This is a genomic window from Pseudomonas sp. JL27(2026), assembly GCF_056933555.1.
In genome coordinates this window covers 5,170,766-5,196,013 of sequence record NZ_CM167794.1, presented here as the reverse complement: position 1 = coordinate 5,196,013, position 25,248 = coordinate 5,170,766, and the positions used below count along the sequence as shown (strand labels likewise).

Below are 25,248 nucleotides of genomic sequence, written 5' to 3'. Positions count from 1 at the left end.
ACCTTTTTTCGCCTTGCCTTTCCTTCGCTCGTTACGTTTTTATGCGGCCTGTTCGTTTCGCAGTCAGGCGTGCTTCAGACGAAGCACAGCGACAATGGTTCAGCGATGTACGCCGGTTTTTCCGAACCTTCGATTTCCAGGGTGGCGGTGGCCTTGAGTAGCCACTGGCCGGGTTTCTTCTCGGTGACCTCGGCCAGGTCGACCTTGAGCCGGACCCGGGAATCGACCTTCACCGGTTGAATGAAACGCACGCTGTCCAGGCCGTAGTTGACCGCCATCTTCAGGCCTTGTGGCAGGATCAGGATGTCTTCCATCAGCTTGGGGATCAGTGACAGCGACAGGAAGCCGTGGGCAATGGTGCCGCCAAACGGGGTCTGTGCGGCTTTGACCGGGTCGACGTGGATGAACTGATAATCACCAGTGGCTTCGGCGAACAGGTTGATGCGGTCCTGATCGATGGTGAGCCATTCGGAACGTCCGAGTTCCTTGCCGACATAATCTTTGAGCTCTGCTACGGGAACATAGGGCATTGAGACTCTCCTTGGGTTCATCGGTTTTATAGTTTTCTGGATGGGGGGATGCCCCTCCGAACAACCACTTTAGATCATCATGGCGATTTGCTCCGGTCAAGCCTCCATACCTTTGGCGAATACCCTCGCATAGCACGTGTCGTGCTTATAATGCCCGGCCCGTTTGTGAGGGCCGAGTTCTGCTGGAGATGACGGATGTTGCTACGCGGCCTGACCTGGCTGGTGCTGTTTCAATTGCTTGGCACGGCCATCAATCACTTGTGTTTGCCGGTGCTGCCGGGGCCGATTGTCGGCCTGCTGCTGATGCTGGTTTTCCTGATTGTGCGCGGTGAAGTCGGTGAGCCGCTGAGTCAGGCGGCCAGCAGCTTGTTGCGTTACCTGCCGTTGCTGTTGGTGCCGCCGGCCGTGGGCGTGATGGTGTATGCCGCCGATATCGCTGCGGATTTCTGGGCCATCGTCGGCGCGCTGGTGCTGTCGCTGGTGCTGTCCATGGCATTCGCCGGGGTGCTGATGCAGCGTCTGGTCAAGCGCCAGGCTCGCCGTGAGGACGTGCAATGACGTTTGACTGGCAGGGCGCCTGGGCGGCGGTGATCCACCATCCGTTGTTCGGCATCGGCATTACCTTAGGCGCGTATCAACTGGTGCTGGCGGCGTTCGAGAAAACCCGCTGGATCTTCCTGCAACCGGTATTGGTGTCGATGCTGCTGGTGATCGGCGTGCTGGTCGGTTGTGGCCTGAGTTATGCCGAGTACCGCAAGAGCACTGAAATCCTCAGCATATTGTTGGGGCCGGCCACGGTCGCCCTGGCAGTGCCGCTGTACCTCAATCTGCGACGGATTCGGCAGTTGTTCTGGCCGATATTTACTACGCTGGTGATAGGTGGCGTTGTAGCCACCGGCATGGGCGTGTTGCTGGGTTGGTGGTTTGGCGCCGAACACATGATCCTGATGACCATGGCACCCAAGTCGGTGACCTCGCCGATTGCCATGCTGGTCTCCGAGCAGATCGGCGGCGTGGCGGCGTTGGCGGCAGTGTTTGTGTTGATCACCGGGGTGATCGGGGCGATCTTCGGACCGAGTCTTCTGACCCGCCTGGGTGTCCATAGTCCTGAGGCGCGTGGCATGGCGCTGGGCATGACGGCCCACGCTGTTGGCACGTCGGTGGCGTTGCAGGAAAGTGAAGAGTGCGGCGCGTTTGCTGCCTTGTCGATGAGTTTGATGGGCGTGGCCACGGCGGTGTTCCTGCCGTTGGCGGTGTCGATGGTGGTTTAAGGAAACCTTTATGAGCCTGGCGCTTTTCCCGCTGAACACCGTGCTGTTTCCCGGTTGCACCCTCGACTTGCAGATTTTCGAGGCGCGCTACCTGGACATGATTGGCCGCTGCATGAAGCAGGGGGCCGGCTTTGGCGTGGTGTGCATTCTCGATGGTGACGAGGTCGGCATCGCCCCCGAAGGTTATGCGCTGGTCGGTTGCGAGGCCTTGATCACCGATTTTAAACAGCAGGAAAACGGCCTGCTGGGCATTCGTGTCCAGGGTGGGCGGCGCTTCAACGTGCTGCGCACCGAAGTGCAGCGCGACCAGTTGACCGTGGCCGATGTCGAGTGGCTTGAAGACGAACCCGAGCAACCCTTGCAGGAAGAGGACGCCGACCTGCTCGCGTTGCTCAAGGCCCTGGCCGAACACCCGATGGTCGAAGCCCTGAACATGGGCACTGAAGCCACCGGCCAGCAATCGCTGGCCAATCAGCTGGCGTATCTGTTGCCGTTTTCCGAGCTGGACAAGATTGATCTACTGCAACTGGATGACCCGCAACAACGCCTGGATGCGATCCAGGCGTTGCTCGATGAGTTGCAGGGCGAGTTGTTCGCCTGACGATCATCTCCGCGAGGTGTCAGTACGCGTATCGCAACATTGCATGGGGCAAGTGCCGTAGTGCGAACAGCGTAAACAATGCCCCCAGTGTCGGGAGTATCCACCACCAGACCCGGGGTGGCAGCGCGGTGAGCGGACTCTGGCGCTGATTCAGCCAAAGGCTGGCGGCGCACACGCAGGCGGCGAGCAGGGTCCCGGCCAGCACATCGGTTGGCCAGTGGGCGCCCAGATACACTCGCGACAGGGCAATGGCCGCGGCTGGCAAGCTGCCGAGCAGCAGCCACGTCAGGCGCATGCGCGGTGGCTGGCCACGGCCGGCAAGCACCGCCAGGGTCAGGAACAACGCAAACGAACCGGAGGCATGGCCGCTGGGCATGCTGTAGCTGGTCAGTGGGTCGCTCAAGACTTCCGGGCGCACCCGGGCGAACAGGTGCTTGGTCGCTGTGTTCGCCAGCGCGGTGACCAGCAACGTGCTGCCCGCGAAGATCATGTGTCGCCATTGCTTCGTGACCAGTAGCAGGATCGTCAGCGCTGTGCTGATCACCAGCATGTTCCGGAATTCGCCGAGTTGGGTCACGCCTACGGCGATTTCATCGAGCATCGGGCTGCGATGCTCCTGCACTAGCGTCATCAGGCCCTGGTCAAGGGCGTTCAAGTGCGGATAACCGATAAACAGCCCGGTCAGAATCGCCAGGCTCAGGCCGGCAATCAATAGCGTGGCCTTGCGGTGCTGTCGCAGGCTGCTGTTGATGCTCAAGCCGATCAACACGGCAAGGCTGCCGACCACGACACCTGCCTGCGGCCAGAAACCTTCGGGCAACGGCAGGCGGATGGCCGCGCCGGTGGCCCAGCCCGGCAACAGATACGCCACCGACCAACCGGCGCCGGCCAGCAGGCTCACGGCAAAGAAACGCGGGAACGGCATGTCGAACATCCCGGCGACCATCGGCAGCATTGGCCGCAACGGCCCGATAAAGCGCCCGACCAGCAGGCTGGCTATCCCGTAGCGCTGGAAATAGGCCTCGGCGCTGCCGATCCATTCAGGGTGGTGGCGCAAGCCTGGCAGGCGTCGGATGTTCTGGTGGAAGTGTCGTCCGAGAAAGTACGACACCACATCGCCGAGCACACCGCCCAGAAAGCCCAGAAGCAGGGTTTCACCCAGCGACAGCGCGCCGCTGCCGGCCAGTACCGCGACGGCAAATAACAACACCGTGCCCGGTACGATCAGCCCGGCGATGGCCAGGCATTCGACGCAGGCCACGATGAATACTGCGGCTGCCAGCCATTGCGGGTTGACCGTCAACCAACCGGTCAGGTTATCGAGCCATGGGCCCATGGAGTGTGTTTCCTTACGTCAGGGAGAGTCAGTTCAGCAGAAAATAATCGCGCCCTTCGACCTGGCCACGGCGCAAAGGGTTGCGCGTGCAATAAGGCGCGTAGGCACTGTCTACGAAGCGGTACATCAGGTGCTCGTCACGTCCGTGGGGAATGCCCAGGCGCGTGGTCTGGATGATATGGGGCGGTGGTGTGCCAACGTCTTCGACAAACAGCACTTCATGGTCGAAGCGTTTGGCGTCCCAGGTCGGGACTTTGAGCCCCAGTGCCTTGCACAGCAATGTCTGGCCAGCGCAGAGTTTCTGCGAGGGGCGAGGGCGCCCGGCAGCATCGGGGTTGTTCAACAGCATTTGCGCCAGGCTGGCCGGGCCGGACACCTCGTCGACCCATGGATAAGCCGATTTGATCAGCACTGCGTTACCTGGCCCATGGGCGCTGAAATTCAGCGAATCACCGCCACGGGCGTAATACATATAGATGTGGCCGCCATCCAGAAACAAAGCCTTACGTTTTTCTGTGTAGCCGAGGGAGGCGTGGCTGCCTTTCTCTTCGCAGTAATAGGCTTCGGTTTCGATGATTCGCGCCGACAGCCACAGGTCACCCACTCGATGGCGGATCACTTTACCCAGCAGTTCACGGGCAAGGAGCAGGGCATCACGGTCGAAAAAGCGGTCAGGCAGGGCTTTTGGCAGCTTCGCAGAGGTCAGGATGGACATGGGATATCAGCGTCATGAGGCCAAACAGACCTGAATGATAACAACTCCAGTCTTAATCGAGGCTGAACGCCGGCAGAGCCCGACTATTTGCGGTCCATTTTGACCATCCGCCCGTCACCGCTGTTAGTAGGAGAGCGCGACAGCTATAATCTGCCGCTTTCCTCTTTGCCAAGACCACAGAGACCATGACTGAGTCCGTTCTTGACTACATGACCCGCCTGGGTCGCGCTGCCCGCGAAGCTTCCCGCGTCATCGGCCGTGCCAGCACTGCGCAGAAAAACCGCGCCCTGCAGGCTGCTGCCAATGCGCTGGACGCTGCTCGCGCCGAGTTGACCGCCGCCAATGAACTGGACCTGGCCGCTGGCCGGGCCAATGGTCTTGAGCCGGCCATGCTCGAACGTCTGGCTCTGACCCCCGCACGCATCGACGGCATGATCGTCGGTTTGCGTCAGGTGGCGGCGCTGCCGGACCCGGTCGGTGCGATCCGCGACATGAGTTACCGGCCGTCGGGTATCCAGGTCGGCAAGATGCGCGTGCCGCTGGGGGTGGTGGGGATCATCTATGAGTCGCGGCCGAACGTGACCATCGACGCCGCGAGCCTGTGCCTGAAGTCGGGCAACGCGACCATCCTGCGTGGCGGTTCCGAGGCGATTCATTCCAACCGTGCCATCGCCGTGTGCATTCAGCGCGGTCTGGCCGAGGCCGGTTTACCGGCCGCCGTGGTGCAGGTCGTCGAAGTGACGGACCGTGCCGCCGTGGGCGCGCTGATCACCATGCCCGAGTACGTCGACGTAATCGTGCCGCGCGGCGGCAAGGGCCTGATCGAACGGGTCAGCCGCGACGCCCGCGTGCCGGTCATCAAGCACCTGGACGGCATCTGCCACGTGTATGTCAGTGCTCACGCCGAGCTGGCGAAGGCCCAACGCATTGCATTCAACGCCAAGACTTACCGTTACGGCATCTGCGGCGCGATGGAAACCCTGCTGGTTGATCAAGCAGTCGCCAGGGAATTCCTGCCGGCAATGGCTGAACAGTTCCGCGAAAAAGGCGTCGAACTGCGTGGCTGCGAGCGGACCCGGGCGATCATCGACGCGGTGGCCGCGACCGACGCAGACTGGAACACCGAGTACCTGGCGCCGATTCTCTCGATCCTTGTGGTCGACGGGCTGGACCAGGCCATTGAACACATCAACCATTACGGCTCCCATCACACCGACTCGATTGTCACCGAACACCAGGGCGAAGCCCGGCGTTTTGTGGCTGAAGTCGATTCCAGTTCGGTGATGATCAACACCCCGACCTGCTTCGCCGATGGCTTTGAATACGGATTGGGTGCCGAGATTGGCATTTCTACTGATAAGCTGCACGCCCGCGGACCGGTGGGTCTTGAAGGCCTGACCTGCGAGAAGTACATCGTGGTCGGTGATGGCCAGTTGCGCGGCCAGGAGCCGGTCTGACTTGGGCGATCTCGACCCGTCAGCCGCAGTGATCGTCCCCCGGCGCATTGGCGTACTGGGTGGAACCTTCGATCCGGTGCACATCGGCCACTTGCGTGGTGCGCTGGAGGTGGCCGAATCGCTGGCCCTCGACGAGTTGCGCCTGATGCCCAGTGCACGGCCGCCTCATCGGGACACGCCACAGGTGTCGGCGCTGGATCGGCTGGCGATGGTCGAGTGTGCGGTGGCCGGTGTGGCACCGTTGGTGGTGGACGACCGCGAGCTCAAGCGCGACAAGCCGTCCTACACCCTTGATACCCTGGAGTTGATGCGCGCCGAGTGGGCCGCTGAGACCCAGGTTTTTCTGCTTTTGGGCTGGGACGCATTTTGCGGCCTGCCCACTTGGCACCGCTGGGAAGAGTTGCTCCAGCATTGCCACATCCTGGTGCTGCAACGCCCGGATGCCGACAGCGAACCGCCGGATGCCTTGCGCAACCTGTTGGCGGCGCGCTCGGTGAGCGACCCGTTGGCCCTTAAAGGGCCGAGCGGACAGATTGCATTCGTCTGGCAGACACCGCTCGCGGTATCCGCCACCCAGATCCGTCAACTGCTGGCCAGCGGTAAGTCGGTACGTTTCCTGGTGCCCGACGCGGTCCTGGCCTATATCGATGCGCACGGTCTGTACCGTGCGTCGAACTGAAACGGAGTGCTTCAAGGCACGAATCAACGTGTATTGAAGCGCCCGAACATATGAGCAAAACGAGTTTTATATGACTGACAAAGACGTATCTAAAGTAAAGCGCAAAGGCACGTTCAAGAGCGCCCCGCTGCCGGAAAAAGTGCTCAGCGGCGAGCCCCTCAAAGGCCAGGCACTGGTTGATGTGGCGGTAGCCGCCCTGGAAGATGTCAAGGCTCAGGACGTGCTGGTCATCGATGTCCGTGACAAGCAAAGCATCACTGACTACATGATCATCGCCACCGGTACTTCCAACCGCCAGATCGGCGCGATGCTGGATAAGGTTCGCGAAGCGGTCAAGGCCCTGGGCGTCAAGCCGTTGGGTGAAGAAGGCAAGGGCGACAGCGACTGGGTACTGCTGGACATGGACGAGGTGATCGTCCACATGATGACGTCCAATGCCCGCCAGTTCTACGACCTGGAACGTCTGTGGCAGGGCGCCGAACAGAGCCGTGCCAGCAGCGCTGCTCACCACAGCCCGGAAAACACTCACGAGCATTTCATCAAGCTCAACAAAGACCAGGAATAAGGAACGGCTGTGCGCCTGCGTCTGATCGCCGTCGGTTCCCGCATGCCCAAATGGGTGGAAGAAGGCTGGCATGAATATGCCAAGCGTCTTCCTTCCGAGCTGGCGCTGGAATTGGTGGAAATACCGCTCAATACCCGTGGCAAGAACGCTGATGTGGCGCGCTTCATCCGTCAGGAAGGCGAAGCCATGCTGGCCAAAGTCGGCCCGAACGAGCGCGTTGTCACCCTCGAAGTGCACGGCAAGCCCTGGAGCACCGAGCAACTGGCGGTCGAACTGGACCGCTGGCGGCTGGATTCGCGCACGGTGAATTTCATGGTCGGCGGCCCCGAGGGGCTGGCGCCGGAAGTCTGTGCGCGGGCCGATCAGCGTTGGTCGCTGTCGCCTTTGACCTTGCCGCACCCGCTGGTGCGGATTTTGATCGGTGAACAGCTGTATCGCGCCTGGACAGTGCTGTCCGGGCACCCTTATCACAAGTAATAGCCCTTAAATGTCCCAGCCGATCCGCATCAAGGACCACGAGAAAGACGCCCGTCTGGTGCGCGGCCGGGTCGTGTTCGGGGCAATTACAGTGGTCACGCTGATCGGCGTGCTGATCGCGCGGCTGTATTTCCTTCAGGTGATTCAGTACGAGTACCACTCGACCCTGTCGGAAAACAACCGCGTCCACGTACAGCCGATTCCGCCGACGCGCGGTTTGATCTTCGACCGCAATGGCGTGGTGGTGGCCGATAACCGGCCCAGCTTCAGCCTGAGCATGACCCGCGAGCGCTCCGGTGACTGGAAACAAGTGCTCGACGTGATCGTCGAGGTGCTTCAGCTCACGCCGGAAGACCGGGTGCTGTTCGAGAAACGCATGAAGCAGGGGCGCCGGCCATTTGAGCCGGTGCCGATCCTGTTCGAACTGACCGAAGAACAGATCGCCCGGATCGCGGTGAACCAGTTCCGGTTGCCGGGGGTTGAAGTGGTCGCGCAGTTGGTGCGTCATTACCCGCAGGGCGCGCACTTTGCGCACTCGGTCGGGTACATGGGGCGGATCAACGAAAAAGAGCTCAAGTCCCTCGATCCGGTCAACTACAGCGGCACCCACCATATCGGCAAGACCGGCATCGAACGTTTCTACGAGCCGGAGTTGCACGGTCAGGTCGGTTACGAAGAAGTCGAGACCAACGCCCGGGGCCGCGTATTGCGTGTGCTCAAGCGTACCGATCCGATTCCCGGCAAGGACATCGTCCTGAGCCTGGACATCAAATTGCAGGAAGCCGCCGAAGCCGCACTGGGTGGTCGTCGTGGCGCCGTGGTGGCGCTGGACCCTAACACCGGCGAAGTGCTGGCGATGGTCAGCCAGCCGAGTTTCGACCCGAACCTGTTCGTCACCGGCATCAGCTTCAAGGCGTACGCCGAGTTGCGTGATTCCATCGACCGGCCGCTGTTCAACCGCGTGTTGCGCGGCCTGTACCCGCCGGGTTCGACCATCAAGCCTGCCGTGGCGATTGCCGGGCTGGACTCGGGTGTGGTGACCGCATCGAGCCGGGTTTTCGACCCCGGCTATTACATGCTGCCCAACTACGATCACAAATACCGTAACTGGAACCGCACCGGCGACGGCTATGTGGACCTGGACACGGCGATCATGCGTTCCAACGACACCTATTTCTATGACCTGGCGCACAAGCTGGGTATCGACCGGTTGTCGGCGTACATGGGCAAGTTCGGCATCGGCCAGAAGGTCTCGCTGGACATGTTCGAAGAGTCGCCGGGGCTGATGCCGTCCCGCGAGTGGAAACGCGCTACCCGCCGTCAGGCCTGGTTCCCCGGTGAAACCCTGATTCTGGGGATCGGCCAGGGCTACATGCAGTCCACGCCGCTGCAACTGGCCCAGGCCACCGCGCTGGTGGCGAACAAGGGCAAATGGAACCGTCCGCACCTGGCCAAGACCATCGAAGGCGAGAAACCGGTGGATGAAAACCCGATGCCGGACATCGTCCTGCGCGACCCGTCGGACTGGACCAAGGTCAACCACGGCATGCAGCAAGTGATGCACGGTGCCCGAGGCACCGCCCGTAAAGCGGCCATCGGCGCGCAGTACCGGATCGCCGGCAAGTCGGGTACGGCCCAGGTGGTCGCGATCAAGCAGGGCGAGAAGTACGACCGCTCCAAGGTTCAGGAACGCCACCGCGACCACGCCTTGTTCGTCGGTTTTGCGCCGGCCGATAACCCGAAGATCACCGTGGCGGTGATGGTCGAGAACGGTGAATCCGGTTCCGGCGTTGCCGCGCCGGTGGTGCGTCAAATCATGGATGCCTGGCTCCTGGGCCAGGACGGCCGACTCAAGCCCGAGTACGCCAGCCCTATCAGCGCGGAGGCTACGGCCCGTGAAGAGTAATTTTGATCGCATCCTCTCCAGCGAGGATGTGATGCGTCGCCGCGCGACACTGTTGCAGCGCATGCACATTGATGGCCCGTTGCTGGTCCTGTTGCTGATCCTCGCCGCCGGCAGCCTGTTCGTGCTGTATTCGGCCAGCGGCAAGAGCTGGGACCTGCTGGCCAAACAGGCGACGTCTTTCGGTATCGGCCTGGTCTCGATGATTGTCATCGCCCAGTTCGAACCGCGGTTCATGGCCCGTTGGGTGCCGCTGGGCTACGTGTTCGGCGTGGTGTTGCTGGTGGTGGTGGACATCATGGGCCACAACGCCATGGGCGCCACGCGCTGGATCAACATCCCGGGGGTGATTCGTTTCCAGCCTTCGGAGTTCATGAAGATCATCATGCCTGCAACCATTGCCTGGTATCTGGCCAAGCGCAGCCTGCCGCCGCAGCTCAAGCACGTGGGTGTCAGCCTGATTTTGATCGGCATTCCGTTCATTCTGATCGTGCGTCAGCCTGACCTCGGTACATCGCTGCTGATTCTGGCGGGTGGTGCATTCGTGCTTTTCATGGGCGGGCTGCGCTGGCGCTGGATCCTCAGCGTGGTGGCGGCGGCCGTGCCCGTGGCCATCGCCATGTGGTTCTTCATTATGCACGACTACCAGAAGCAGCGAATCCTGACGTTCCTCGACCCGGAGAGCGATCCGCTGGGCACCGGCTGGAACATCATTCAGTCCAAGGCCGCCATCGGCTCCGGCGGTGTGTTCGGCAAGGGCTGGCTGCTCGGTACCCAGTCGCACCTGGACTTCCTGCCCGAAAGCCACACCGACTTCATCATCGCGGTGATGGGCGAGGAGTTCGGCCTGGTGGGCATTTGCGCCTTGCTGTTGATTTACCTGTTGTTGATTGGTCGCGGCCTGGTGATTACCGCCCAGGCGCAGACGTTGTTCGGCAAATTGCTGGCCGGCGCGCTGACCATGACGTTTTTTGTTTACGTTTTCGTCAACATCGGTATGGTCAGTGGCCTGTTGCCGGTTGTGGGGGTGCCGTTGCCGTTCATTAGCTACGGAGGAACTTCGCTGGTGACGCTGCTGTCAGCGTTTGGGGTTTTGATGTCGATCCATACCCATCGTAAGTGGATCGCGCAGGTTTGAATAAGGTGAAGATTTCAATGCACGTAATGCGTGGCTGGGCGACTCGATACGCTCCGTGGGTCGGCCTGGTAAGCATCCTTGGTGTGGCGCAGGAAGCGCTGGCCGGCGATTATGAAGGCTCGCCCCAAGTGGCCGAATTCGTCGGTGAGATGACCCGCGACTACGGTTTTGCCGGTGAACAGCTGATGGGCGTGTTCCGCGAAGCCGAGCGCAAGCAGTCGATCCTCGACGCGATTTCCCGGCCTGCCGAGCGGGTCAAGCAGTGGAAGGAATACCGGCCCATGTTCCTCACCGACGCGCGAGTCGCGCGCGGTGTGGATTTCTGGCGTCAGCACGAAGCCGTGCTGGCCCGTGCCGAGCAGGAATACGGCGTGCCGGCTCAGGTGATCGTCTCGATCATCGGCGTTGAAACCTTTTTCGGGCGCAATACCGGCAATTATCGGGTAATCGACGCGCTCTCCACGCTGGGCTTCGACTATCCTCCTCGTGCCGAGTTTTTCCGCAAGGAGTTGCGCGAGTTCCTGTTGCTGGCCCGCGAAGAGCAGGTCGACCCGCTGACGCTGAAAGGCTCGTACGCCGGCGCCATGGGCTTGCCGCAGTTCATGCCGAGCAGTTTTCGCGCCTACGCGGTGGATTTTGACGGCGATGGTCACATCAATATCTGGACCAACGCGGACGATGCCATTGGCAGCGTCGCCAGCTACTTCAAACGTCACGGCTGGGAAGCCGGCTTGCCTGTGGTCAGCCGCGCCGATGTTCGCGGCGACCGGGTCGACGAAGGTCTGACCACGGGCATCGAACCGACGAAAACCGTCGGGGAGTTGCGAGCCCTGGGTTGGTCGAGTCATGATGCGCTGCGCGACGATATGCCGGTCACCGCGTTCCGTCTGGAAGGTGACAATGGCCCTGAATACTGGATGGGCCTGAAGAATTTTTACGCGATTACGCGTTATAACCGCAGCGTGATGTACGCCATGGCTGTACATCAGTTGTCTGAAATGCTGGTCCAAGCACGGGGCGTCAAGTAATGCTGGCATCGCCAATCCGCAAACCCCTGAAGCTGGTGGCTTTCGCCGCGTTGTCGTTGCTCGTGGTCAGTTGTTCGACCAGTCGCGCCCCCCAGCAAAAATCCACCGCCGGCGTACGTGCCATGCCGGGCCTGGACATCAACCGGGCCCACAAGGATGGCGCGCCGTGGTGGGACGTCGATGTTTCGCGCATCCCGGACGCCACCCCGACCCTGCACACCGGCCCGTATAAAGCCAACCCGTATACCGTGTTGGGCAAGACGTATTTCCCGATGCAAGAGTCCAAGACCTACGTGGCCTCGGGCACTGCGTCCTGGTACGGCACCAAGTTCCATGGCCAGAACACCGCCAACGGCGAAGTCTATGACCTGTACGGCATGAGTGCCGCGCACAAGACCCTGCCGCTGCCGAGTTACGTTCGGGTGACCAACCTGGACAACAACCGCACGGTGATCCTGCGGGTCAACGACCGTGGGCCGTTCTATTCGGACCGGATCATCGATTTGTCCTACGCGGCGGCCAAGAAACTCGGTTACGCCGAGACCGGCACCGCGCGGGTCAAGGTCGAAGGCATCGACCCGCAGACATGGTGGGCCCAGAAAGGTCGCCCGGCACCGTTGATGCTTAACGAGCCGCAGGTCGCGCAAAATGCTGCGCCGGTGATCACTGCATCGACCGGCACCGTCGAGCAATGGACGCCACCGCCGCAGCAACACGCCGCGGCCATCGTGCCTGTGCAGATGGATGCAAAAAAAAACGTTTCTGTACCAGCCTCTGGCCAGTATCTGCAGGTGGGCGCGTTCGCCAACCCGGACGCTGCAGAACTCCTGAGATCGAAGCTCAGCGGGATGGTGAGCGCTCCGGTGTTCATCAGCTCGATCGTGCGCAATCAACAGACGCTGCACCGGGTTCGCCTGGGGCCGATCGGTTCACAGGGTGAAATCCAGCAAGTGCAGAACAGCGTGCGCCTGGCCAATCTCGGCTCGCCGAGCCTGGTCACCGCCGAATAAGTAATACCTGATTCAGGGTTCGCTTGCGGTTTGGGGGGTGAACCTGGTTGTTGGCTCGTCGAACAACAAAAGCCCGGCAAGGGTCAGAGAGTGAACAACTGAACACGCGACAATTGTCGGGTTCCGATACGAAAGCTCGCCGAGCGGCGACCAGGCAAGGCAAAAACAGGCGAGGAAGCGGAGTTTAGGGTCCTAAATGAGCATTCCGAGCCTGTTTTTAACGCAGTCTGGTCGACGCGCAGGCAGGTTTCGTGCGGAACCTGGGTTGTCTGATTAGTTTTGCCCGTAGGGCAGTTTCCATTAGCGATTTCGAGAGACGGATGAACATCACCACCTTTGCCAAACGCCTGTGCCTGCTAGTCCCGCTGCTCCTCTCGCCTGCCGCTTTCGCGGTCGAGATGATGCCGTCTGCCCCGCAACTGGCCGCCAAAGCCTATGTGCTCATGGACGCCAGCAGCGGTAACGTGCTGGTCGAGAACAACGGTGACCAGCGCCTGCCACCGGCCAGCCTGACCAAGCTGATGACCGCGTACATCGCGACCCTGGAAATCCGTCGCGGCCAGATCGGCGAGAACGATCCGGTTACCGTCAGCGAAAACGCCTGGCGTACCGGCGGTTCGCGGATGTTCATCAAGGTTGGCTCGCAGGTGACGGTCAGCGATCTGCTGCACGGCATCATCATCCAGTCGGGTAACGACGCCAGCGTTGCGCTCTCCGAGCACATCGCCGGCAGCGAAGACGCGTTCGCCGACATCATGAACAAGACCGTTACCGATCTGGGCATGACCAACAGCCACTTCATGAACCCGACCGGTCTGCCGAACCCTGAGCACTACTCGTCGGCTCACGACATGGCCGTACTGGCTCGCGCGATCATCCACGAAGACCCGGCTCACTATGCGATCTACTCGCAGAAAGAGTTCTTCTGGAACGGCATCAAGCAACCGAACCGCAACCTGCTGCTGTGGCGCGACAAGACCGTTGACGGTCTGAAAACCGGTCACACCGACGAGGCCGGCTACTGCATGGTGTCCTCGGCCGTACGTGATGGCATGCGCCTGATCGCCGTGGTGTTTGGCACCAACAGCGAATCCGCCCGTGCTGCTGAAACCCAGAAGCTGCTGACCTACGGTTTCCGCTTCTTCGAAACCCAGACCTTCTACCAGAAGGGCGCAGAGCTGGCCCAGGCTCCGGTCTGGAAAGGCACCACCAACCAGGTCAAGGCTGGCCTGGCTGAAGACCTGACCATGACCCTGCCAAAAGGCCAGCTGAAAAAGCTCGCTGCCAGCATGACCATGAACCCGCAACTGGTCGCGCCGATCGCCAAGGGCGACGTGATTGGTAAAGTCGAAGTGAAACTGGACGACAAAGTGGTGCACAGCGCCAACCTGATCGCTCTGGACGCGGTCGACGAGGGTGGTATCTTCCGCCGCATGTGGGATAGCATCCGTCTATTCTTCTTCGGCTTATTCAACTGATATTGTCGACCTGCATGCCCCTCTCCCTGATGTAGGGTGGGGGGCATGTCCGTCGCCACGGCTTACGAGGCCGTTACGCCATGACAGACACAGAAGTAAAGGCGCCAAAGATCGAATTCCCTTGCGCGGATTACCCTATCAAGGTGATCGGCGACACCGGCGTGGGTTTCAAGGACACGATCATCGCGATCCTCGAGAAGCATGCCACCGTTGACCATAAGACCCTGGCCGAGCGCCAGAGTACCAATGGCAAGTACACGACCATCCAGCTGCACATCATCGCCACCGGCCAAGAGCAGCTGTACGACATCAACAGCGAGTTGCGAGCGACCGGTTTCGTACACATGGTGCTGTGATGTCCGAACCGCTCGGCTTTCGCGAGCTCGGCCAGATGGCTTACGAGCCGGTCTGGCAGGCCATGCAACGGTTTACCAATGAGCGCGGCAGTACGGCCCCCGATGAAATCTGGCTGGTCGAGCACCTGCCGGTGTTTACTCAGGGGCAGGCTGGCAAGGCCGAGCACTTGCTGCTGCCCGGCGACATCCCGGTGGTGCAGGCCGACCGTGGCGGTCAAGTGACCTACCACGGCCCCGGCCAGTTGGTCGCCTACCTGCTGCTGGATGTACGCAAACTGGGTTTCGGTGTGCGTGACCTGGTCAGCCGCATGGAACAGTGCCTGATCGAGTTGCTGGCCAGTTACGGCGTTACTGCCGTGGCCAAGCCCGACGCGCCGGGCGTGTATGTCGACGGGGCGAAAATCGCTTCGCTGGGTCTGCGGATCCGCCACGGTTGCTCCTTTCATGGCCTGGCCCTGAACGTGGATATGGACCTGGAGCCGTTTCGACGGATTAATCCCTGTGGCTACGCCGGGCTGGCAATGACCCAGCTGCGTGATCACACCGGGCCGATTGAATTTGCCGAGGTAAGTGCCCGGCTGCGTGCGCAGCTCGTCAAACACCTCGACTATGCTGAGCAGACGACCCTAACGGGCGGAATCGACTGATATGACTACTGCGCAAGACGCTGTGCAAACCCTGATCCCGACGCTGGATGTATCCGAGCGCGCCCCCCGTCCGAAAGTTGAGGCGGGCGTCAAGCTGCGGGGCGCCGAGAAGGTTGCGCGCATTCCGGTGAAGATCATTCCGACCACCGAGTTGCCGAAAAAACCCGACTGGATTCGCGTGCGCATTCCGGTTTCCCCGGAAGTCGACCGCATCAAGGCTTTGCTGCGCAAACACAAGCTGCACAGCGTCTGCGAAGAAGCGTCCTGCCCGAACCTGGGCGAGTGCTTCTCCGGTGGCACCGCGACCTTCATGATCATGGGCGACATCTGCACCCGTCGCTGCCCGTTCTGCGACGTGGGCCACGGTCGTCCGAAGCCACTGGACGTCAATGAGCCGCAAAGCCTGGCCATCGCCATCGCTGACCTGCGCCTGAAGTACGTGGTGATCACCTCGGTTGACCGGGACGACCTGCGTGACGGCGGTGCCCAGCACTTTGCCGACTGCATCCGTGAGATCCGCAAACTGTCGCCGAACGTTCAGCTTGAAACCCTGGTCCCGGACTACCGTGGCCGCATGGACGTAGCGCTGGAAATCACCGCGGCCGAGCCACCGGATGTGTTCAACCACAACCTGGAAACCGTGCCGCGCCTGTACAAGGCTGCGCGTCCGGGCTCCGATTACCAGTGGTCGCTGACCCTGCTGCAACGCTTCAAGCAGATGATGCCGCACATTCCGACCAAGTCCGGCTTGATGCTGGGCCTGGGCGAAACCGACGAAGAAGTGATCGAAGTCATGAAGCGCATGCGCGAACACGACATCGACATGCTGACCCTGGGCCAGTACCTGCAACCGTCGCGCAGCCACTTGCCGGTGCAGCGTTTCGTGCACCCGGACACCTTCGCCTGGTTCGCCGAGGAAGGTTACAAGATGGGCTTCAAGAACGTCGCGTCGGGCCCGCTGGTACGTTCCTCGTACCACGCCGATGAACAGGCGAAACTGGTCAAGGCCGAGTTGATGTCGTCCTGACCCGCAATGCCCGCAAGGCTTACACCTTGCGGGCATTTTTGTTTTCCGGCGCTGACCTCGGTGCTACCTCACCTTCAGTCTTTTCCTGCACCCTGTGGGGCGGCTGACCCTCTTCTGTTTGCAAACAATCGCGTCTACTGTGCGTTGATACCTTTACGCAGGGAGAATCATGGATGAGCGCTCGTTCGCCTCACCTTATTTGTGAACACACCCCGGTTCCGGCGTTGCCCGTCGAAGGACGGATCGGCGTCATTGCCCCCGCAGGGCCGGCACCACTGGACACCGACAAGGCCTTTCAGTGGATGCGTGCCCGCGGTTACTCGCTGAAGATTTTCCCAGGGGTGGCAGAGAGTGACGGCTACCTGGCGGGCAGCGACGCGGTGCGCCTCAAGGACCTGCACGACGCTTTTGCCGACCCGGCAATCGACGCCATTCTCTGCCTGCGCGGCGGTTATGGCAGCCCGCGGCTGCTCGACCGGATCGACTATGACTTGCTGAGACGCAACGCCAAGCCGTTTGTCGGCTACAGCGACATCACGGCGCTGCATCTGGCGATCAGCCGTTATGCGGGCTTTGTGACCTTCCACGGGCCGATGCTCAACGCCGACCTGTTGGGTGACAAACAGCAACCGACCGAGTCGGCGATGTTCAGCCTGCTCAGGGGCCAGCTCAAGGCCGGCAGCATGCTCGCGCACCCGGTGGCCTACCCCTTGGCCACGATTGAGCCAGGCATCGCCCGTGGGCGGTTGATCGGCGGTAACCTCTCGATGATTGCCGCGACCATGGGCACACCCTTCGAAATCGATGCCGACGGGGTCATTCTGTTCATCGAGGACGTTAACGAGCCGCTCTACCGTATCGACCGGCTGCTGACGCACCTGCGCCTGGCCGGCAAGTTGAGTCAATTGCGGGGCGTGCTGGTGGGGGATGTGGCGGGGGTGGACGCTGATGCGTTGGCGCGGCTGCTCAAGCAAACCTTTGAACCGTTCTGTATTCCGGTATTGGCCGGTTGGCGCAGCGGCCATTGCGACCCGAACCTGACGCTGCCCATGGGGGCATTGGTCAGGTTGGATGCGGGGAGCAAAGAGTTGTGGCTGGAGCAGGATGTGGTCGTTCGCTAGGCGCGTGGCTTTTGTGGCGAGGGAGCTTGCTCCCGCTCAGCTGCGAAGCAGTCGTCGTTCGGTCAACGGGCTCTTGCAGGTACTGCGCATTTACCCAATTGGAGGCGCTTCGCACCTCAGCGGGAGCAAGCTCCCTCGCCACAGATTGAGGCCGAGCCTCAGCGGTTACGAAGGCCTTCCAGTAACTTGTGCGTCGGGTAGCCATCAGCCGGCCAGCCAAACGACTGCTGAGCGCTGCGAATGGCTTTGCGGGTGTTGGCGCCAATGATGCCGTCGGCCGTCCCGGCGTCGTACTGATGGGTGCTCAGCAGGTTCTGCAATTCAATCCGTTCACTGCGACTCAGCGGCAGGTCATCTTTCGGCCACTCGCCGTTGATCAGGCCCGCACCGCTGAAACGTTGCGACAACAGGCTCACGGCCAACGCATAGGACGACGAGTTGTTGTACTTGAGAATGGCGCGGAAGTTGTCGAGGACCAGGAACGCCGGGCCGCGATAACCTGCCGGCAACAGCAGGGCGGCGGACAGGTGTTCGGAGCCGGCCGGCACGTTGGCGCCGTTGGGCAGGGTCAGGCCCAGTTGCATCCACTCGGCAACGCTCTTGCGGGTCGCGCCGTCGGCCAGCGAGTAATCGAAACCTTTCGCTAACTGCACCTCAAACCCCCACGGTTGCCCACGCTGCCAGCCCGAGCTTTGCAGGTAGTGCGCGGTGGATGCGAGGGCGTCGGCCGGGCTGCCCCAGATGTCGCGGCGACCATCGCCATCGAAGTCCACGGCATGGGTGTTGTAGGTGGTCGGGATGAACTGGGTCTGGCCCATGGCACCTGCCCAGGAGCCGAGCATCTTCTCGGGCTCGATATCACCTTGTTGCAGGATTTGCAGGGCGGCCAGCAATTGGGCGTGGGCGAAGCCCGGGCGGCGGCCTTCGTAAGCCAGGGTTGCCAGCGAGCGGATCACCGACTTGTTACCCTGGAATTGCCCAAAGTTGCTTTCCATGCCCCAGACCGACACGAGCGCCTGACGATCCACGCCATAACGTTGCTCGATGCTTTGCAGGGTGTCGGCGTATTGATTGATCAGCACCTGACCTTTACGCACACGCACGGGCGACAAGGCGCCGTCGAGGTATTCCCACACCGGGCGGGAAAACTCAGGTTGGCTGCGGTCGGCCTTGATGACGCTCATGTCGGGCGTTACATCGGCGAAGGCGCGGTCGAACAGATCAGCGCGGATACCGGCGGCCAGGGCGTCCTTACGGAAACCTGCCTGCCATTCGGCGAAGGTCTGGGTCGGCTGGATCTCCAGGTTCTCGCCTGTTGGCACCACCGGAGGAATCACGGCGGGTGCGGGGACGGAAGGAACGGTCTGAAGAGGTTGGGCGTCGGCGGCGGTCGGTTTTTCCGCACAGGCAACCAGCAGAACAAGGCTTGCGGCAGTCATCAATTGGCGCAGGTGCCAACGGCGGGAGTTACAAAAGGGCATGCACGGGTCCAGAGAATACGAATTCAGGGAGGGACCTTATCACGGGGAGGGGGGTGTTTGCTTTAGGCGGCCAGAAAGTAAGAAGCCTCCCAGCTTTTAGACTGGAAGGCTTCGCGGCGGTAGCTGCCTTTGCCCTTGCCGGCGGGTTCCTGACGGCTACGGAACAGTGGCTGGGCGATAATGGATTTGGCCTTGTTGGGCCGCTTGTTTTTGCTCATGGGCGTTTCTCTCGTGGAGGTGGGGTTTGCGGGGCAAATAATCTGCCTAAGTCAGGGATCTGTCTAGTCCCACGATGTGTAGGAAATGACGGCCTGTGGCGAGGGAGCTTGCTCCCGTTCGGCTGCGAAGCAGTCGTAAATCCAAGCGAATCGGTATGTCTGAAAGAATTCAGGGGGTCGCTTCGCAACCCGGCGGGAGCAAGCTCCCACGCCACAGAAAGACTTACTCGGCCGGCAAGGTCAGGCGCTGACCGGCCATCAACAATGCCAGGCGACTCAAGCTCATCCACGGTGATCCGGCGGCCTGCCCCTTGATTTGTGCGTCGATGCGTTGCGCTTCGAGCAGCAATTGCGCCCAGCGCTGTGTCGAGTAACGTTGCAGGGCTTTGCTCATCAGTGGTTTGCGTTTGTCCCAGACTGGCGGTCGAGCCTGGCTGAACGCCTTGTCCAATGGCACACCCTGGCTGTATTGCAGCGACAGGTTGGCCAGCAGTCGCAGCTCTCGCGCCAGTGCCCAGAGAATCACTGGCGGTTCGACACCTTCGCCGCGCAAGCCTTCGAGCATGCGCAGCGCGTGGGCGGCTTCACCGTTCAGAATCGCATCGGTCAATCCGAAGACATCGAACCGCGCGCTGTCGGCGACTGCAGCTTGCACCGTTTCGACCGTGATCTGGCCACCCTCGGCCATCAGCTTGAGCTTTTCGATTTCCTGGGCTGCCGCCAGCAAGTTGCCTTCTACCCGTGCCGCAATCAGTTCAACGGCATCCTGGCTGGCGGCGAGGCCGGCCTGGGACAGACGCTGACGAATCCATTGCGGCAACTGGTTGGCATCCACGGGCCAGATCTGCACGAACTGGGTGTGCGAACCTTCGACCAGCGCCTTGCCCCACTTGGTTTTCTGCGCGCTGCCATCGAGCTTGGGCAGGCTGATCAGCAACACGGTGTCTTCGGCGGGGCGCGAACAGTATTCGATTAACGCTGCGGCGCCTTTGTCCCCCGGCTTGCCAGACGGCAAGCGCAACTCCAGCAGGCGTTTTTCGGCGAACAACGACATGCTGGCACCGGCTTGCAGCAACGTGCCCCAGTCGAAACTGGCGTCGGCGCTGAATACCTGGCGTTCGTCGAAACCTTGCTGGCGAGCGCTGGCGCGAATGGCGTCGGCGGCTTCCTGACAGAGCAACGGGTCGTCGCCGCTGACGATGTAGACAGGCGCGAGGTTACCTTGCAGGTGTTTGGCGAGTTGGGCGGGCGCGAGTTTCATAAGGCGGGGCGAGCGGGGCGCTGGTGCGCCCCGCATGGCTTACTCGGTCGGAATTTGCAGAGGCGACTGGCGCGGCGTTTGCGCTTCAGCCTTTTGCGCGGCTTCCAGGGCGTCGGCTTCTGCCTTGGCCTTGGCTTCTGCCGTTTGCTGCAATTGCTCCAGTTGAGTCGGCGTGATCAGTTGCAGGCGCAACATCATGCGCTGCACCAGGTCGCGACGCATTTCCTTGCGCGCTTCGGCGGCTTGCTGGTCGGACCCGACGAGGTTGTTACCGTCCTGCATGTACACTTTCTGCACTTGCAGCTTGTCAGTGAGCAACACAAGGTTGTCGTGACTCAGGATCTGGAAGTTCAGAACGCTGGTCAGCTCGTTTTCCGCCGAACGACCGGCACCGGAATAGCTGAGGCTGCGTCGGGTTTCCTGTTCGTCGGTCAAGATCAGTTTGTAAGGTGCGCCGGCGTGGACGTTAACGCCACTGCCTTGCATTACCTGACGAAGCATCACCACGGTTTCGCCGTAGGCATTGCGGGCGCTCAGGTCGAGTTCCTTGATCGCCAGTTCGGTGGTGCCGGTGCCGCGCAGCTGGAAGCCGCAGGCGCTCAACAGTACCGCGAGGCCCATCACCAGCAGGTTGCGTTTGATCATCTTGTTGCTCCCCTTGAAACCATGTGGGCCTTATCGAAGGCCCGAAAGGTTTGTGCGGCGCCAGGTCTGTACCCTGGCGCCTGATCCAATTAGCTCGCGACGATGTTGACCAGTTTCCCGGGCACTACGATCACTTTGCGAATAGTCAGGCCATCGACGAAACGCAGCACGTTTTCGTTGGCACGTGCGGCGGCTTCGACTTCTTCGCGGCTGGCGCTGGCTGGCATTTCGATCTGGCCGCGCAGCTTGCCATTCACTTGAATGACCAGTTGCAGGCTGTCCTGCACCAGAGCGCTCTCGTCCAGCACCGGCCAGCCTGCGTCGATCACCGGGTCGGCGTGACCCAGGCGATGCCACAGCTCGTGGCTGATGTGCGGGGTGATCGGCGCCAGCAGCAGGACCACGGTTTCCAGGCCTTCGTGAACCAGTGCGCGGTCCTGTTCGGTGTCTTGCGCGGCTTTTTCCAGCACGTTCATCAGCGTCATCACCTGGGCGATGGCGGTGTTGAATTTGTGGTTTTGGCCGACGTCATGGCTGGCCTGCTTGATGGCCTGGTGGATCGAACGCCGAATGGCTTTCTGCTCGTCGTTCAGGCTGGCGATGTCCTGTTTGCCCGGCAGGCCCTGAGTGACGTGCGCTTGAGCCAGGCGCCAGACGCGCTTGAGGAAGCGGTGCGAACCTTCGACGCCGGAGTCGGACCATTCCGCGCTCATGTCAGGTGGCGAGGCAAACATCATGAACAGGCGGCAGGTGTCTGCGCCGAACTGGTCAATCATCGACTGTGGGTCAACGCCGTTGTTCTTTGACTTGGCCATCTTCTCGGTTCCGCCGATTTCCACCGGCAGGCCGTCCGCAATCAGCTTGGCGCTAATCACTTTGGCTTTGCTGTCACGCTCAAGCTCGACGTCCGCCGGGTTGAACCAGGTGTAGGCGCCGTTGGCTTCGCGACGATAATAAGTCTCGGCGATCACCATGCCCTGGGTCAGCAGGTTCTTGAACGGCTCGTTGGAACTCACCAGGCCTTCGTCACGCATCAGCTTGTGGAAGAAACGCGCGTACAGCAGGTGAAGAATGGCGTGTTCGATACCACCGATGTACTGATCGACCGGCAGCCAGTGGTCGGCCGCTGATTTTTCTACCAGGCCGCCTTCATAGTGTGGCGAGGCGTAGCGGGCGTAGTACCAGGACGACTCCACGAAGGTGTCCATGGTGTCGGTTTCGCGCTTGGCAGGCTGGCCGCATTTCGGGCAGTTGCACTCATAGAACTCGGGCATGCGCGCCAATGGCGAACCGGCGCCGTCCGGTACGACGTCTTCCGGCAGCACGACAGGCAGTTGGTCTTCCGGCACCGGCACGTCACCGCAGGTATCGCAGTGGATGATCGGGATCGGGCAGCCCCAGTAGCGCTGACGGCTGATGCCCCAGTCGCGCAGGCGGAACTGGGTGCGCGAGGCACCGAGGTTTTTCTTGATCAGGGCGACTTCCATGGCGTCGAATGCGCCTGCGAAGTCGAGGCCGTCGAACTCGCCGGAGTTGATCAGCGTGCCGTGTTCGCCGTAAGCGTCTTGCCATGGCGCCGGGTTTTCGTCACCGGAACTGGTGCGCACCACGGATTTGATCGGCAGGTTGTACTTGTGGGCGAATTCGAAATCACGTTCGTCGTGAGCCGGAACCGCCATGACCGCGCCGTCGCCGTAGTGCATCAGCACGTAGTTGGCGACCCACACCGGCAGTTTTTCGCCGGTCAGCGGGTGCTCGACGAACAGCGACGTCGGCAGGCCTTTTTTCTCCTGGGTCGCCATGTCGGCTTCGGCAACGCTGCCGCCCTTGCATTGCGCGATGAACGCTTGCAGCTCGGGGTTGTTCTGCGCCGCCAGGGTGGCCAGGTGGTGCTCGGCAGCCACGGCAACGTAGGTCGCGCCCATCAGGGTGTCCGGACGGGTGGTGAAGACTTTCAGTGTGCCGGTTTCGCCGATGGAGTCGACGTTGTACGGGAACTGCACTTCCATGCCACGGGATTTGCCAATCCAGTTGCGCTGCATGGTCTTGACCTGTTCAGGCCAGCCTGTCAGTTCGTCGAGGCTTTCCAGCAGCTCATCCGCGTAGGCGGTGATCTTGAAGTAGTACATCGGGATTTCGCGCTTTTCGATCAGCGCGCCGGAGCGCCAGCCGCGACCGTCGATCACCTGTTCGTTGGCCAGGACGGTCTGGTCGACCGGGTCCCAGTTCACGGTGCCGTTTTTACGGTAGATCACGCCTTTTTCGAACAGGCGAGTGAACAGCCATTGTTCCCAGCGGTAGTAATCCGGCTTGCAGGTAGTGACTTCGCGCGACCAGTCCACCGCCAGGCCCAGGCTGCGCAGCTGGGTTTTCATGTAGGCGATGTTTTCGTAGGTCCACTTGGCCGGTGCGACGTTGTTCTTCATCGCGGCGTTTTCCGCCGGCATGCCGAAGGCGTCCCAACCCATGGGTTGCAGGACGTTCTTGCCTTGCATGCGCTGATAGCGGGAGATCACGTCGCCGATGGTGTAGTTGCGCACGTGCCCCATGTGTAGCTTGCCGCTGGGGTAAGGGAACATCGATAGGCAATAGAAAGTTTCCTTGCCTGGCTGTTCGCTGACTTCAAAGGACTTTTGCTCATCCCAGAACGACTGGGCGGCGGCTTCTATTTCACGGGGCTGATAGTGTTCGTGCATGGCTACTTTTGTACTGAATAGGGGTGGCCTAATCCTCTTCAATGCAACGGTGGGCGGTGAGGACGCCAGAAGGGCGTTTCGATGCCCAGCCGAGCTGGAAGTGGAGTTACAGGAAGCGCCGTAGCATACATGACCGCGCTCGGCCTAGGGAAACCCTGATTACGTCCTGTCAACCGAGCCGAGGGCCGTTGGTCGCGGCGCCAGACCGGTTTGCTCAGCGAAGCTAAGCTCTAAATGGGGAGTGAGTCTTACTTTCAATGAGGTGAGGGATGGTTGAGTCACAACGAAAAGTCACGAAGCCCGAGTTGTACGAAAGGCTGATAGAGCGCTTGGGCGTTGCCTTGGACGCAGCAAAAACGGCTGGCCGGTTACGCGATGAGCGCCCTGTCGAACTGGAGCTTCGCGGGTTGAGCAGTGCCGAGTTCGCACTGATCGAGGCCTATCTGGACCGTAGTGAACGTGAGGCGCAAGGATGCTTGATAGAAGAAGCAAAACAGGCCGGCGCGCAGCGCTCGGCGAAGATCATCTGGTTGAAAGACAAGGCACCTGTCGGCGGCGCGGTAAGGGTCCGGTCCCTGCAGTTCAAATAAGTCGGCGTTGCCCTGTGCGGGCACCTGACGTCAGCAGTAAAGGCTGTTTGTTAGAAAAGTCTGATGCATTTGTTGTCGCTTTGCTTCAACCCTCTTAGGCTTCGGGCATCTTTGGAGATGCTCGATGCCTTTTCGTTATTTCATCAAACAACTTCTCTTGCCTCCCGGCATTTTGTTGCTGCTGCTTTTGTTCGCCTGGTGGTTGCGCCGCTCAAGACCGCGCCTTGCAGGCGTGTGTTTTGCGTTGGGGGCGGGTGGCTTCTGGTTGATGAGTTTGCCGGTGATGGTGCAGTGGGGGGCGCACGCCCTTGAGCAGGAGCCGCCCTTGCCCCGTAGTGAGTGGGCGACGCTGGCCCAGCGTGCCGATGCAATTGTGGTGCTGGGCTCTGGGCGCGAGCGTGGCGACCTGGCGTGGGGCGCTGATCAGCCGACGGGGGTGGGCCTGGAGCGCGAGCGTTATGCGGCGCGGTTGGCCAAGGCGTCCGGGCTGCCGGTTCTCACCACTGGAGGGCTGCACTACGGCACGCCACCGACTGAAGCGAAACTGATGGCGGATTCATTGCTGGACGATTTCGGCGTGACCGTTCGTTGGCAAGAAGGGCGTAGCCGTACCACCTGGGAGAACGCGCAGTTCACTGCCCAGATGTTGCTGCCGGAGGGGATCAAACGGATCGTGGTGGTGACTCAGGCCTGGCACATGCCGCGCAGCGTCTGGAGTTTCGAGCAGGCAGGTTTTACCGTGGTGCCGGCACCGGTGGGTTTTCTGGGTGTGGATAACGCGCGCCCTCTGGGCGGCTGGATGCCGGAGTTCAAGTCGATCTGGCAGTCGGGGCAGTTGTTGAACGAAGCGGTGGGGCAGGTCGGGTATTCGCTGTTTTATCGATAGTCGGGTCGATACCCCGGACCTGTGGCGAGGGAGCTTGCTCCCGCTGGGTTGCGAAGCGGCCCGAATAACGGTAAATGGGGCTTGCCAGATACACCCCATTGACCGAATGCGGCTGCAGCGCAACCGAGCGGG

Annotated in this window: 26 protein-coding genes; 18 read left to right on the top strand and 8 right to left on the bottom strand. The window is 61.2% G+C overall.

Annotated features, from left to right (window positions below; all coding sequences use genetic code 11):
• Positions 1 to 74: 74 nt before the first annotated feature.
• Complete coding sequence (locus AC1Z1G_RS23695; RefSeq protein WP_483622715.1) at positions 75 to 530, bottom strand: MaoC family dehydratase; 456 nt, start codon at positions 528 to 530, stop codon at positions 75 to 77.
• A gap of 195 nt (positions 531 to 725) precedes the next feature.
• Between AC1Z1G_RS23695 and AC1Z1G_RS23690 the strand changes: the two genes are divergently transcribed.
• Genes AC1Z1G_RS23690 through AC1Z1G_RS23680 form a run of 3 tightly spaced genes read left to right on the top strand, consistent with a single transcriptional unit; the run spans position 726 to position 2,402 of the window.
• Positions 726 to 1,088 carry a CidA/LrgA family protein gene (locus AC1Z1G_RS23690; protein WP_483622713.1) on the top strand — a complete coding sequence of 121 codons (363 nt, stop codon included), beginning with the start codon at positions 726 to 728 and terminating at the stop codon, positions 1,086 to 1,088.
• Positions 1,085 to 1,801 carry an LrgB family protein gene (locus tag AC1Z1G_RS23685; protein WP_483622711.1) on the top strand — a complete coding sequence of 239 codons (717 nt, stop codon included), beginning with the start codon at positions 1,085 to 1,087 and terminating at the stop codon, positions 1,799 to 1,801. Before AC1Z1G_RS23690 ends, AC1Z1G_RS23685 begins: the two co-directional genes overlap by 4 nt.
• A gap of 10 nt (positions 1,802 to 1,811) precedes the next feature.
• Complete coding sequence (locus AC1Z1G_RS23680) at positions 1,812 to 2,402, top strand: LON peptidase substrate-binding domain-containing protein (RefSeq protein WP_483622709.1); 591 nt, start codon at positions 1,812 to 1,814, stop codon at positions 2,400 to 2,402.
• A gap of 19 nt (positions 2,403 to 2,421) precedes the next feature.
• On the opposite strand, the gene AC1Z1G_RS23675 is transcribed toward AC1Z1G_RS23680, so the two are convergent.
• Both AC1Z1G_RS23675 and AC1Z1G_RS23670 read right to left on the bottom strand, forming a co-directional pair.
• Complete coding sequence (locus AC1Z1G_RS23675) at positions 2,422 to 3,738, bottom strand: bifunctional DedA family/phosphatase PAP2 family protein (protein WP_483622708.1); 1,317 nt, start codon at positions 3,736 to 3,738, stop codon at positions 2,422 to 2,424.
• A 28-nt stretch (positions 3,739 to 3,766) separates the two neighbouring features.
• Positions 3,767 to 4,453, bottom strand: a complete 687-nt coding sequence (locus tag AC1Z1G_RS23670; protein ID WP_483622707.1) for a DNA-3-methyladenine glycosylase — start codon at positions 4,451 to 4,453, stop codon at positions 3,767 to 3,769.
• A gap of 185 nt (positions 4,454 to 4,638) precedes the next feature.
• Here AC1Z1G_RS23670 and AC1Z1G_RS23665 point away from each other — a divergent pair, with 185 nt between their 5' ends.
• The 13 genes from AC1Z1G_RS23665 to AC1Z1G_RS23605 all read left to right on the top strand — a co-directional run bounded on the left by AC1Z1G_RS23665 (position 4,639) and on the right by AC1Z1G_RS23605 (position 17,339).
• Positions 4,639 to 5,910 carry a glutamate-5-semialdehyde dehydrogenase gene (locus AC1Z1G_RS23665; protein ID WP_483622705.1) on the top strand — a complete coding sequence of 424 codons (1,272 nt, stop codon included), beginning with the start codon at positions 4,639 to 4,641 and terminating at the stop codon, positions 5,908 to 5,910.
• Entirely contained in the window at positions 5,879 to 6,589 is a 711-nt protein-coding gene (gene nadD, locus AC1Z1G_RS23660; RefSeq protein WP_483622704.1) for a nicotinate-nucleotide adenylyltransferase, read from the top strand. Before AC1Z1G_RS23665 ends, nadD begins: the two co-directional genes overlap by 32 nt.
• A gap of 70 nt (positions 6,590 to 6,659) precedes the next feature.
• Positions 6,660 to 7,154: a ribosome silencing factor gene (gene rsfS, locus AC1Z1G_RS23655; protein ID WP_347902206.1), complete on the top strand. Its 495-nt coding sequence runs from the start codon at positions 6,660 to 6,662 to the stop codon at positions 7,152 to 7,154.
• A 9-nt stretch (positions 7,155 to 7,163) separates the two neighbouring features.
• Complete coding sequence (gene rlmH, locus AC1Z1G_RS23650) at positions 7,164 to 7,631, top strand: 23S rRNA (pseudouridine(1915)-N(3))-methyltransferase RlmH (protein ID WP_007937439.1); 468 nt, start codon at positions 7,164 to 7,166, stop codon at positions 7,629 to 7,631.
• Positions 7,632 to 7,641: 10 nt separating this feature from the next.
• On the top strand, positions 7,642 to 9,537 hold the full coding sequence (mrdA, locus tag AC1Z1G_RS23645) for a penicillin-binding protein 2 (RefSeq protein ID WP_483622701.1): 1,896 nt from the start codon (positions 7,642 to 7,644) through the stop codon (positions 9,535 to 9,537).
• A 31-nt stretch (positions 9,538 to 9,568) separates the two neighbouring features.
• Positions 9,569 to 10,672: a rod shape-determining protein RodA gene (rodA, locus tag AC1Z1G_RS23640; protein WP_483627978.1), complete on the top strand. Its 1,104-nt coding sequence runs from the start codon at positions 9,569 to 9,571 to the stop codon at positions 10,670 to 10,672.
• A 17-nt stretch (positions 10,673 to 10,689) separates the two neighbouring features.
• The gene (mltB, locus tag AC1Z1G_RS23635; protein ID WP_483622699.1) at positions 10,690 to 11,700 is read left to right on the top strand and encodes a lytic murein transglycosylase B; all 1,011 of its coding nucleotides are present in this window, start codon (positions 10,690 to 10,692) and stop codon (positions 11,698 to 11,700) included.
• Positions 11,700 to 12,710: a septal ring lytic transglycosylase RlpA family protein gene (locus tag AC1Z1G_RS23630; RefSeq protein WP_483622698.1), complete on the top strand. Its 1,011-nt coding sequence runs from the start codon at positions 11,700 to 11,702 to the stop codon at positions 12,708 to 12,710. Before mltB ends, AC1Z1G_RS23630 begins: the two co-directional genes overlap by 1 nt.
• Positions 12,711 to 13,030: 320 nt before the next feature.
• Positions 13,031 to 14,188, top strand: coding sequence for a D-alanyl-D-alanine carboxypeptidase family protein (locus AC1Z1G_RS23625; RefSeq protein ID WP_483622697.1), 1,158 nt, complete (start codon positions 13,031 to 13,033; stop codon positions 14,186 to 14,188).
• An 80-nt stretch (positions 14,189 to 14,268) separates the two neighbouring features.
• Positions 14,269 to 14,544 (top strand): DUF493 domain-containing protein, encoded by a 276-nt coding sequence (locus AC1Z1G_RS23620; protein WP_347902201.1) that lies wholly within the window; start codon positions 14,269 to 14,271, stop codon positions 14,542 to 14,544.
• A complete protein-coding gene (gene lipB / locus AC1Z1G_RS23615) occupies positions 14,544 to 15,191 on the top strand; it encodes a lipoyl(octanoyl) transferase LipB (RefSeq protein ID WP_483622696.1) in 648 nt (215 codons plus the stop codon). The genes AC1Z1G_RS23620 and lipB overlap by 1 nt, the downstream gene beginning before the upstream one ends.
• 1 nt (position 15,192) lies before the next feature.
• A complete protein-coding gene (gene lipA, locus AC1Z1G_RS23610) occupies positions 15,193 to 16,218 on the top strand; it encodes a lipoyl synthase (RefSeq protein WP_483622695.1) in 1,026 nt (341 codons plus the stop codon).
• Positions 16,219 to 16,391: 173 nt separating this feature from the next.
• Positions 16,392 to 17,339 carry a S66 peptidase family protein gene (locus tag AC1Z1G_RS23605; protein WP_483622694.1) on the top strand — a complete coding sequence of 316 codons (948 nt, stop codon included), beginning with the start codon at positions 16,392 to 16,394 and terminating at the stop codon, positions 17,337 to 17,339.
• Between the two features lie 158 nt (positions 17,340 to 17,497).
• Here AC1Z1G_RS23605 and AC1Z1G_RS23600 read toward each other — a convergent pair whose 3' ends face one another.
• The 5 genes from AC1Z1G_RS23600 to leuS all read right to left on the bottom strand — a co-directional run bounded on the left by AC1Z1G_RS23600 (position 17,498) and on the right by leuS (position 23,640).
• Positions 17,498 to 18,820 (bottom strand): lytic murein transglycosylase, encoded by a 1,323-nt coding sequence (locus AC1Z1G_RS23600; protein ID WP_483622693.1) that lies wholly within the window; start codon positions 18,818 to 18,820, stop codon positions 17,498 to 17,500.
• 62 nt (positions 18,821 to 18,882) lie between these two features.
• Entirely contained in the window at positions 18,883 to 19,038 is a 156-nt protein-coding gene (gene arfA / locus AC1Z1G_RS23595) for an alternative ribosome rescue factor ArfA (RefSeq protein ID WP_483622692.1), read from the bottom strand.
• Between the two features lie 223 nt (positions 19,039 to 19,261).
• On the bottom strand, positions 19,262 to 20,299 hold the full coding sequence (gene holA, locus AC1Z1G_RS23590) for a DNA polymerase III subunit delta (RefSeq protein ID WP_483622691.1): 1,038 nt from the start codon (positions 20,297 to 20,299) through the stop codon (positions 19,262 to 19,264).
• Between the two features lie 39 nt (positions 20,300 to 20,338).
• The gene (locus AC1Z1G_RS23585) at positions 20,339 to 20,944 is read right to left on the bottom strand and encodes an LPS-assembly lipoprotein LptE (RefSeq protein ID WP_483622690.1); all 606 of its coding nucleotides are present in this window, start codon (positions 20,942 to 20,944) and stop codon (positions 20,339 to 20,341) included.
• 89 nt (positions 20,945 to 21,033) lie between these two features.
• Positions 21,034 to 23,640 carry a leucine--tRNA ligase gene (gene leuS, locus AC1Z1G_RS23580; protein ID WP_483622689.1) on the bottom strand — a complete coding sequence of 869 codons (2,607 nt, stop codon included), beginning with the start codon at positions 23,638 to 23,640 and terminating at the stop codon, positions 21,034 to 21,036.
• A 269-nt stretch (positions 23,641 to 23,909) separates the two neighbouring features.
• Between leuS and AC1Z1G_RS23575 the strand changes: the two genes are divergently transcribed.
• Together AC1Z1G_RS23575 and AC1Z1G_RS23570 are read left to right on the top strand one after the other, a co-directional pair.
• On the top strand, positions 23,910 to 24,230 hold the full coding sequence (locus tag AC1Z1G_RS23575; RefSeq protein ID WP_483622688.1) for a hypothetical protein: 321 nt from the start codon (positions 23,910 to 23,912) through the stop codon (positions 24,228 to 24,230).
• Positions 24,231 to 24,354: 124 nt separating this feature from the next.
• Positions 24,355 to 25,116 (top strand): YdcF family protein, encoded by a 762-nt coding sequence (locus AC1Z1G_RS23570; protein ID WP_483622687.1) that lies wholly within the window; start codon positions 24,355 to 24,357, stop codon positions 25,114 to 25,116.
• The last annotated feature ends 132 nt before the right edge of the window (positions 25,117 to 25,248 follow it).